This window comes from Alteromonas sp. ABE4_545, assembly GCF_056161325.1.
In genome coordinates this window covers 20,937-28,636 of record NZ_JBSWYY010000038.1, presented here as the reverse complement: position 1 = coordinate 28,636, position 7,700 = coordinate 20,937, and the positions used below count along the sequence as shown (strand labels likewise).

At 44.1% G+C, this 7,700-nt stretch carries 5 protein-coding genes; 4 read left to right on the top strand and 1 reads right to left on the bottom strand.

Annotated elements, in window-relative coordinates; genetic code table 11:
• Positions 1 to 383: 383 nt before the first annotated feature.
• The 3 genes from ACXAH6_RS19025 to rmf all read left to right on the top strand — a co-directional run bounded on the left by ACXAH6_RS19025 (position 384) and on the right by rmf (position 6,626).
• On the top strand, positions 384 to 5,042 hold the full coding sequence (locus tag ACXAH6_RS19025) for a response regulator (RefSeq protein ID WP_474879421.1): 4,659 nt from the start codon (positions 384 to 386) through the stop codon (positions 5,040 to 5,042).
• Between the two features lie 5 nt (positions 5,043 to 5,047).
• Entirely contained in the window at positions 5,048 to 6,172 is a 1,125-nt protein-coding gene (locus ACXAH6_RS19020; protein WP_474879419.1) for a response regulator, read from the top strand.
• 277 nt (positions 6,173 to 6,449) lie between these two features.
• Positions 6,450 to 6,626, top strand: coding sequence for a ribosome modulation factor (rmf, locus tag ACXAH6_RS19015; protein WP_474879418.1), 177 nt, complete (start codon positions 6,450 to 6,452; stop codon positions 6,624 to 6,626).
• Between the two features lie 71 nt (positions 6,627 to 6,697).
• On the opposite strand, the gene fabA is transcribed toward rmf, so the two are convergent.
• On the bottom strand, positions 6,698 to 7,216 hold the full coding sequence (fabA, locus tag ACXAH6_RS19010; RefSeq protein WP_474879416.1) for a 3-hydroxyacyl-[acyl-carrier-protein] dehydratase FabA: 519 nt from the start codon (positions 7,214 to 7,216) through the stop codon (positions 6,698 to 6,700).
• Positions 7,217 to 7,440: 224 nt separating this feature from the next.
• Here fabA and ACXAH6_RS19005 point away from each other — a divergent pair, with 224 nt between their 5' ends.
• On the top strand, positions 7,441 to 7,698 hold the full coding sequence (locus tag ACXAH6_RS19005) for a hypothetical protein (protein ID WP_474879414.1): 258 nt from the start codon (positions 7,441 to 7,443) through the stop codon (positions 7,696 to 7,698).
• The last annotated feature ends 2 nt before the right edge of the window (positions 7,699 to 7,700 follow it).

The window sequence follows — 7,700 nt, the reverse complement described above, 5'->3', positions numbered from 1 at the left end:
AACCCAACACTCGAACAATAAAGCTGCTATAAAAAATATCGCGATCGCAGCCTTCGGCTGCTAGAAAAAATAAACCCCTCTGAAAAAAGAGGGGTTTATCATCAATCTGCCGCATTTATGCGGTTTTTTTGTTTTTCACACCTTTGAAACATAAAAACGAGCGTTTACTCGTTGAACCCAATATTCGTCGCGACAAAGCGCAAAGAATTCATTGCATCAAAAGTATACAAACATATATTATTATCAATATCTCTTAGCCAATCACCTTACTTGCCTCACAATTTTTGTGTGACATTGAAATGGAAACGAATTAAAGGTGGCATTTGGCCTTGCTACAACTCAGTATGTAGTAGTGTAAAAAGCGAATGGCACAAGGAGGTTGTGTGCTCAGTTTTTTTTCTCAAGGTAAAACCGCGACGGTTGTTTTATCTCTGTTACTTCTAATTTCATTTGGCTGTTTTGCACAACAGAGCCAAGGCGCACCCTCAACACTACAATTAACCGCAGAAGAACAGGAGTGGGTCGCTTCGCACCCTCAAGTGGCGATTGCCGCCACCAAAAACTGGCCCCCCTTTGAATACCAAAATGATAGCGGTCAATATGCAGGGATCAGTGCCGATATACTGCAGGCCGCGCTAAGTAAAGCAGGGTTGCGTGCGAAGGTCACGCTCGACGAATGGCCTATACTGTATCCACAGTTAATGGCTGGCTCGCTTCAAGTTTCGCCGTCGATGACGCCATCTGAAGCACGAGCCAACCATGTTCAATTTACTACGCCTTACCTCAAAACCCTGATAGGCATCTTTGCTGACAAACAGAATAGCCAAATTCATTCCATTGCCGACCTTGATCACCGCACTGTGGTGATTGAAAAAGACTACTACCTCGTAGAGCTAGTACGCGAGCAGTACCCGCAAATCCGTGTTGTACAGGTAAAAGACGCGCTCACGGGGTTAAAACAGGTGGCAAGTGGCGAAGCGGATGCTTATCTGGGCAATAATCTCGTAGGCGAATACCTGATAAACCGATACCTCAATAGTCGGTTGGCGCTTGTTGGGTTTCTTGACGACACTGAAATTCCATTAACCTTTGGGGTGACCCGCACTCAACCCGTATTGTTTTCCATTTTACAAAAAGCGCTGAATACCTTGTCGGTGCAACAAATTGAATCAATTCGCAATCGTTATATTCAACGCCCATTAGACTATCAAAGCCCCATTTTACTCACTCTAGAGCAGCAACGTTGGTTGAAACAACACAGTCATTGGCGATTAGGGGTTGATCCGCAATGGCTTCCTATTGAAGGTTTGTCAGAACAAGGTGAATACATTGGCGTTGCCGCTGAATACATGCGCTGGTTCAGCCATGTCCTTAATGTAAAAGTTTCCATAGATAATCACAGTTCATGGGATGACGTTATCGACGCATATGAGGCGGGTAATATTGACGTATTTCCAGCTATGACTCCCACACCGGAACGGCGGGAAAAATATTTGTTTACTCAAATATACCGCGCTATTCCCATGGTATTGGTAACACAAGACGACAGCCCTTTTATCAGTGGATTGGATGATCTCGCTGGAAAAACTGTCGCGGTAGTTGCCTCATACGTCTCTGGCGGATACCTACGTGCGGACTACCCCAATATTGTTGTCAAAGAGTTCGATACTCTCGGTGATGCATTAAATGCGGTAAGCCGTGGTAAAGCCGACGCGGCTTTCGATACATTATCCGCCGCTGGCTTCAATATTCGCGCGCTTGGTATCGATAATCTAAAAATAGCGGCGACCACACCTTATCGATTTGAGCTAGCCATAGGCGTACGCAAAGACTGGCCAGAATTGGTTGATATACTCAATAGAGCCCTAGAAACGCTGCCGCGCGAGAAAAGCCAATCCTTTTTTGACCAATGGGTTAATTTGCAAACCCAGGAAACGTTCAGTTGGCAACCTTACATTCAAACCATTTCTGCCGTTGTACTCATTGCAGTCATTGTGATTGCATTTGTGATGCGATGGAATCGAAAGCTAGCCAAAGAAGTGCAGGAACGTACTCGCGTAGAAGGGGTATTGCGCCAAATAAAAGGGGAGTTACAAGGGATTTTTGATGGCGCGCAATTAAGCGCCGTGATGGTTGACGGAACAAACCGCATTTTGCGTTGTAATGAAGCCATGTCAACCTTGTTTGAATTAGACAACCCCAGAGCACTTGTGGGGAAATCACTAGCTGATTTCATGTGGGATAAGCAAAAATTCGAACAATTTCATTCGGCCAATTATCGTCGTTTACTGGCTGGGCAAACCGTGAAAAAAGACCTTCGGATAAGAACACACAAAGGTGAATCTCTGTGGTGCTCATTATCAGGAAAGGTTATGGGTGGCATTCAACAAAATGCCGATGAAAAAACCTATTTATGGTTAATAGAAGATATTTCTGTTCGCCATAAAATGGAAATAGAACGCAAAAACCAGTTGCGTTTCCAGTCTGCACTCATAGACACCATTCCCAACCCCATTTTTATCAAAACACCGGATGGGAAATTTGTCGGCTGTAACCAAGCATACGAAACTGCCTACGGGGTTAATCGCGAACTGATCATTGATAAAACGGTGATGGAACTCGACTATATTCCGCTCGAAGATCGACAACGTTATCACGATGAAGACACAGAACTGTTGAAAAGTGGTGGTACTAAGCACCACGAACTCATTCAATATTTCGCAGATGGGAAACCGCATTACGTGCTTTATTGGGTCACCACCTTCAACTTATCTGACGATACCATTGGTGGCCTAATGGGCGTGATTGTTGATATTTCAGAGCTGAAAGAAGCGCAGGACAAGGCGGAGTTAGCGACTCGGGCTAAATCTGATTTTCTCGCTAACATGAGCCATGAAATTCGCACGCCTATGAATGCTATTTTGGGAATGACCCATTTGGCTTTATGTGCTGATGTCAGCCCTAAAGTTGAAGACTACCTGATCAACATCGACCAATCAGCCAATGCTTTGCTGAGAATTATTAACGATATTCTCGATTTTTCTAAAATCGAAGCGGGAAAATTAGATTTTGAGCACGTCACCTTTCGACTAGAAGATGTGTTTAAAGATGTTGGGCAACTAATTCAAATAAGCGCAGAAAAGAAAGGCCTGGAGGTTATTTACGATATCGATTCTACCATTCCTACTCATTTGATCGGCGACCCACTTAGGCTAGGGCAAGTCATCACAAATTTATTGAGTAATGCGGTGAAATTTACCGAGCAGGGGCAAATAACGGTATCGGTTAGGTTGGTACAGAAAAAACACAATAAAGCCAATTTGGCGTTTAGTGTGAAAGATTCGGGTATAGGGCTAACAGAAACACAAATAGCCGGCTTGTTTGAGTCTTTTTCTCAAGCCGACAGCTCAACAACACGGCGTTATGGCGGTACCGGGCTAGGGTTAGCCATTTGCAAAAAGCTTACCGCTATGATGAACGGCACAATTAGCGTTGAAAGTGAGTATGGCCACGGCAGCGAGTTTCACTTTACTGCTGAGTTAGACATTGCGGCTGATTCACAAAATACTCGCTATTTGAGTTACGACTTTTCACAGCTGAACGTGTTGGTAGTAGACGACAATGAAATTTCACGCATTGTTATTAGTAACGCGTTGCAGCAATTTGGTTGTCATACAGAGCTAGCCGATAGTGGGGAAGCCGCTTTATCCATTTTAGAGCGCGCTACCGCTCCGTTTGATGTGGCATTTATCGATTGGCGTATGCCAGGGTTAAATGGCCTACAAACATGCCAACGTATTAAACAAAACCCCCATATTAAAGACTTGCCGCAAGTCATTATGGTGAGCGCCTATAATCAAGAAGGTATTCTTGAAAATGGTAAAGACATTGGCGTTTCTGCGTTTCTAAATAAGCCAATCAGCCCGTCTACCTTATTCGACGCCTTAATCGCTGTAATTAATCAACAACCCCACGATGAAAGCACTGAAACAAGTATAACGCGTAACCGTCGGCTATCTTCACAACCGGCGAATTTAGCGGGATTACGAGTATTAGTTGCTGAAGACAATGCGATGAATCAAAAGGTCGCCAGAGAGCTATTGGCTCAAGCAGGCATAGCCGTGTTAATTGCAAATAATGGTTTAGAAGCAATACAAATATTGGAGCGAGAAACCGTTGATTGCGTTTTAATGGATATCCAAATGCCGGTTATGGATGGGTTTTCGGCGTCGCGTAAAATTAAACAACAGCCGCAATGGCAAGCGTTGCCTGTTATTGCCATGACCGCCAACGTGATGCAATCTGATAAACAAGCGTGTGAGGACGCTGGAATGATAGACCACATCGCCAAACCAATAGACCCATCAGCGCTATTTAGCACGCTCGCCACTCACGTTAATCGCGACTTTACCCCTGACACAGCGCAAGTAACTACCATAGGCGAGACAGAATTTACTCACCCGGTGTTAGATGCATTGCCAGAATTTGACACCCAAACGGCACTCTTACGAGTAGGTGGCAATGTACTGTCGTATATCGACCTCCTGCGACAACTCAGAGAAGATGAGGCACAGTCGGGACAAAAGCTCCTTAAAAGCGTACACGAGAACGACAGAGCAACACTGGCATTCGAGCTACATCGATTAAAAGGGGTGTCAGGTAACATTGGTGCAACGCCTCTATTTAATGCGGTTACTACGGCCGAGCGCCAGTTGGGTGAATCGGTATCTGATGCTGCAGAACACGTTCAGGTTGTCACAGTGGAATTGGAACGAACAAGAAACCAAATTGCGACAGCACTGACTTTTGAGCAACAACAAGAGAGGGTTGTTGATGGGTCGTTTACCGACACACTCAAACAACTTATTGAAGAAGTGAATACCTTTGACGTAAACAGTACAGACACATGCGCGCAAGCTATTTTACTCGCGCCTCCTCCTCAACGTGAAAACTTGATCGCCTTACGTACCGCGTTAGAAGCGTATGATTTTGAGCACGCTACGCAGATCATTACCGCATTGTCTGAGAATTTAGAAGGATAACTCATATGGAGCTGCAGAAAACCATCCTCGCTGTGGACGATACCCCAAGTAATATCAATGTGGTGAAAGGGGTGTTGTCGAGCCAATACAGTATTATGGCCGCCACCAATGGCCCATTAGCGTTAAAAATATTAGAGATGCATCAGCCAGATTTGGTGTTGCTGGATATTATGATGCCAGAAATGGACGGTTATGAGGTCTGTGAAAAAATAAAAGCCAACCCCAAAACCCGAGATATTCCGGTTATCTTTCTGACCGCCAAATCCGATCCTCATGACGAAGCCAAAGGGTTATCAATTGGCGCTATCGACTACATTACCAAACCTATATCTCCCGCTATTCTCAAAGCCCGAGTGCACAACCATTTGCAGTTGCAGGAAGCCAAAAACCAATTAGCTGCGCAAAATAAAACACTAGAACAAAAAGTGGTTGAACGCACACGCATGTTAGAAGAGATGCAAGATGTTGCAATGGTGTCAATGGGCGCACTAGCCGAATCTCGCGACCCAGAAACGGGGAACCACATTCGCCGTACCCAGTACTATGTAAAAATCCTTGCTGAAGCGTTAGAGCACCACCCTGATTTTAGTGAATTTTTCAGCCCGCAAAATATTACGATGTTGTATAAATCGGCTCCGCTGCACGACATTGGCAAGGTGGGTATCCCAGACAGCATTTTATTAAAACCCGGCAAATTAACAGACGACGAGTTTGAAATAATGAAACTGCATCCAACCATTGGTAGAGATGCGCTGTCAGCATCGAATATCAATATGCCAAGTGGGAATAACTTTTTGGTTTTCGCCAAAGAAATTGCATACAGTCACCATGAAAAATGGGACGGGTCAGGCTACCCATTAGGACTAAGCGGAGATGACATTCCCATTTCGGCACGATTAATGGCCATTGCTGATGTGTACGACGCCTTAATCAGCCGCCGAGTTTACAAGCCGCCATTTCCCCACGAAAAAGCTGTGGCAATTATTATGGAAGGGAGAGGCAACCATTTTGACCCGCGAATGGTAGACGCGTTTATTGAGGTGCAGCAACAATTTTTAGAGATTGCCACGGCATTTCAAGACTCAGAAAGCGACGTCGAGCAGGCTCATAATAAGTACACTGCGCCTTAATTCGCGCAGCGTAAACCTACTCGACACTGTTATTCGCTGTAGGACTAAACATTGAAATATTTATGCAAAAAAAGTGTAACAAAAAATACACCAATCATTCATTGATTTATAAAAAGTCAATAGTGAAAAAAAATTAACTTGATTGAACCATTTTCAACATTGGACTATCACAATATTGTGAGCAGGTAAAAACAACCCGGCACTCAAGAACGCTTAGGGAGCTTGTTATCCTGAATCACGTAGTTGGTAAAACCTAAATATTGAAAGAGGCTAATCAATGAAGAGACAGAAAAGAGACAAAATGGCTCGTGCCCACGCCAAAGGCTATCAAGCTGGGATCAGTGGTCGTTCTAAGGATAATTGTCCATTTCAAACTAATGAAGCAAAATCAGAGTGGTTAGGTGGCTGGCGTGAGGCCATCGAAGATCGTCACGCGGGAATGTCTTTTAAATAACCTCATAGGGTCGTTAAACTAAAAAGCCCCGCAGAGGTTCAGCGGGGCTTTTTACGTAAAAGTACTCGCTATTAGAAAGTACTGGTATCTTGGAATAATCCAACTTTTAGGTCTTTCGCGCTGTATATTTCGCGCCCATCAACTTCAACAACACCGTCGGCAAGGCCCATAAATAAACGGCGTTTTACCACGCGTTTCATTGTGATTTTATACGTCACTTTTTTAGCTGTTGGTAAAATTTGGCCAGTGAATTTCACTTCGCCTACACCCAACGCTCGCCCCTTACCTGGGCCGCCACTCCAACCCAAGAAAAAACCAACAAGCTGCCACATAGCATCTAAGCCTAAACAACCAGGCATCACTGGGTCACCTGGAAAATGACAATCGAAAAACCATAAGTCTGGCGCGATATCCAATTCAGCAATAATTTCGCCTTTGCCGTTTGCTCCGCCTTCTTCGTTAATTTTTACAATGCGATCCATCATCAGCATATTAGGGGTGGGGAGTTGGCTATTACCGGGTCCGAACATTTCACCACGGCTACAAGCCAATAAGTCTTCACGAGTGAAGCTGGATTGTCTATCTGTCATAATCTCTCTGTTTCATTGATTAAATTTCTAGCGCCCGTTAATTTAGCGAACACTTGTACGCTAAACAACTCCGAACAGTGAATTTTTTTCACATTTATGCCGTGATACACTCAAATGCAAATAAGCGAGGCATAGGCTGCTGATTCACATTAACTTATTCATATTACAAATTGGGCCAAGTTAAAAGCCTATCATGTTCATACTGTTGATATTGTGATAATAAGATGACAATCCAAAAGAAAAATCCTAATGCGAATGCTGAAAAGCAGCGCCGTTTCCGAGAGCGCCAAAAAGCCGCTGGCAAAAAACTCGTCAGAGGCTACGTAACGCCAGAAGCAATGAAATGCTATGAAGAAATTGCCGAAAAAACTAACTGGAGCGACAGTGAAATTCTGTCAAATGCGATACGTCTTACCTTTGCGGCATACAAATGTGGCCAGATAAAACTGTTAAACGAATGGCTAAAAGATCACGACAAGTAATA